The 2,565-nt window shown below is 40.0% G+C and carries 2 protein-coding genes and 1 pseudogene; 2 read left to right on the top strand and 1 reads right to left on the bottom strand.

Going from position 1 to position 2,565, the window contains the following annotated elements; genetic code table 11:
• Positions 1-349 (top strand): annotated as a pseudogene (locus GNF10_RS36410) (TIGR00303 family protein); the annotation flags it as partial.
• Positions 350-630: 281 nt separating this feature from the next.
• Here the strand turns inward: GNF10_RS36410 and GNF10_RS36405 are convergent.
• Positions 631-999, bottom strand: a complete 369-nt coding sequence (locus GNF10_RS36405; protein ID WP_012409876.1) for a hypothetical protein — start codon at positions 997-999, stop codon at positions 631-633.
• A 356-nt stretch (positions 1,000-1,355) separates the two neighbouring features.
• On the opposite strand from GNF10_RS36405, the gene GNF10_RS36400 reads away from it, so the two are divergent.
• Entirely contained in the window at positions 1,356-2,513 is a 1,158-nt protein-coding gene (locus GNF10_RS36400; RefSeq protein WP_185581724.1) for an extracellular solute-binding protein, read from the top strand.
• Positions 2,514-2,565: the final 52 nt, after the last annotated feature.

Here is a 2,565-nt window from a genome sequence, read left to right as displayed (position 1 = left end):
TGCGATCGCTCAAGTTTACGCCTTATCATGGCAACCAGAAGCAGTAGTAATAGGCACAACTCGTTGGGTAGCAGAAGATCCTACTGGGGCTACAGTTGACTTAGCCCTCAGCTTAGAAAAAGGCAACTTGACTCCGAGTGGAAGAACCCCTCCCCTATTAGCAACTGCTCTCAGCTTTGCTGATTCTCGTTATCCTCAACTGAGAGCCTATGAAGAGGGCTTTGTGAAAGAAGGTATGGGTGCTGGGGCAGCTTGCATAGCCGCCCATCTTAGCCAAAATTGGCAACAAGACCAGCTTTTAGCAGCTATTGAATCTCAGCTTGAACGGCTAAGTACAGCATTTCATTAATTCATAGGGGATGAAATTTGTCAGGACTTTACATCCCTCTGCGCTTTCTTAAAAACTTCCATTTGTTTCATAGTGAGGAATGCACTAAAAGCTTACGATCATACACATCACACTATTACATATATTTACGTAATAGTGTGTTTTGCTTTTCATCAATTTGATAGCTGGATTAGTTGCTTATACTTAAATATATGCCTACAAAACCATCACTTGATATTGAGCCTAAAGGCTTGTCTTACATAGCTCCAGGCATTTTTTAATTCGTTGAACTCAGGTTAAATTTAATGAATTCTTTCTCTAAGTAATTGTTCTTCCAAGGCAGCAATGCGATTGTATGCTGCTGTTAACTGCGCTGTTAGTCGTTGTATTTGAATTTCTGGTGTTATGTTATCTCCACTTTGACGATGCATATCTAGATAAATACCATCTGTTAATACATCCTTGTGTTCCATTTCTGGATTTAAACTGATACGTCTGAGCTGATAGCCTCCAGCCGCACCATTTTCCTGATAATTATCCTTGGCTTGTGTATTTGCTATAGAACACTCTGAGAAAGTTTGAGTGACTTTAGCATCAAGCTGCTCAATTACTTGACAGAGGGCATCCAGTTTTTCGCTTAAAGTCAGGATTTGTTGCTGTAATAGCTCCATTTAATACCTTTATCCGTACATTTTCTATATGTTATTCAATTTACTCCCAACCTTAACGATATTTATGGATTATTTAAGTATTGATAATTTTTGGTGCAAATGTGACATTTAAATCATTATTTCTAAATGTAGGTAAAGTTTGACTACAAGTAGCACTAATGAAATTTATGGAGATAAATTCACTTTTAGGTAGTAATTTGCTGATAAAGTTACTATTTTGAGTCAAATATCCCAAATTATCGATATTAACCACAGAAAACTCCAATAATTTTCCAACTCCGCTTTTTCACCTAGTCAGCCTCTGGTGAATCTCTGCTTAATATTTGGTATAATCGAAAATCTTAAATCCAAAATCAATGGATCGACGGTCTTTTTTGCTCGGTACAAGCACACTGGCACTTTCACAACTGCTTTTTGGCTGTGGTGGAAACAGGCAGACGCAACTAAAAGTACAGTTATTAAAAGGTTCTATACCTGGTCAGGTGGTGAATCAGTTCCACAAAGGTTTGCAGCAACAGGTGCAGTTAAAGTTTGCCCCAGTCGAGCAGATAGAGGATTTATTTCAGCAATTACAAAATTGGCAGAAAAAACCAAAAGCCACCGATGAGCAAGGATGGAGTCGCTTTATACCCTTTAGGCAAGGTCAAAAAACGGCTGATGCAGACCTCGTGACATTGGGAGATTACTGGCTAAAAGCAGCTATTGAGCAGAAACTGATTCAACCACTCCAAGAGTTACAGGGAAACGAATTAAAGCAATGGTCTGCTTTAGATGAAAAGTGGAAAAAATTAGTAACACGCGACGACCAAGGTAACTTGGATACTCAAGGGAAGGTGTGGGGTGCGCCTTATCGGTGGGGTAGCACGGTGATTGTTTATAACCGTGACAAGTTGCGAGAATTGGGTTGGACACCCAAAGATTGGAGTGATTTGTGGCGAGATGGAATGCAGCAACGCATTTCTCTACTTAATCAACCACGAGAAGTTATTGGTCTGGTCTTAAAGAAGCTAGGAAAATCTTACAATACAGAGAATCTTGACCAAGTACCAAACTTGGAAAAGGAATTACAGACATTAAACCAACAGGTGAAGTTCTACAGTTCCAATAACTACTTAGAACCTTTAATTATGGGAGACACTTGGCTAGCGGTTGGTTGGTCAAGCGATGTACTGCAAGTTCTGGGACGTTATCCGCAACTTGGCGCAGTTATACCCCAGTCAGGAACAGCAATGTGGGCGGACTTGTGGGTGCGTCCCGCAGGTATTGATAAGGGTACTTTATCAGATCAATGGATTGATTTTTGTTGGCAACCAAGTACAGCTAAACAAATTTCAGTGCTGACTAAAAGTAATTCGCCAATTTCTACAAATATTGCCGCTTCCGACATCCAAGAACCGTTACGGAGTTTGTTACAGAGTGATGGTGAAGTTTTGGATAAAAATGAATTTTTGCTTCCCTTACCGCCATCTGCAATAAAACAATACGAGTCTTTGTTCACCAAAATGAAGGTTTAATTGGGCATTGGGCATGGGGCATTGGTTATTAATTATCTCTGCTCCCCTGCCC

This window comes from Nostoc sp. UCD121, from assembly GCF_014222285.1.
In the GTDB taxonomy this organism is placed as follows: Bacteria; Cyanobacteriota; Cyanobacteriia; order Cyanobacteriales; family Nostocaceae; genus Nostoc.
This window is presented reverse-complemented; position numbering and strand designations above follow the sequence as displayed.

What these genes read in the sequence shown, in the direction of transcription:
- GNF10_RS36405 (WP_012409876.1), bottom strand. Translation starts at nt 999, where the DNA reads ATGGAGCTATTACAGCAACAAATCCTGACTTTAAGCGAAAAACTGGAT.
- GNF10_RS36400 (WP_185581724.1), top strand. Translation starts at nt 1,356, where the DNA reads ATGGATCGACGGTCTTTTTTGCTCGGTACAAGCACACTGGCACTTTCA.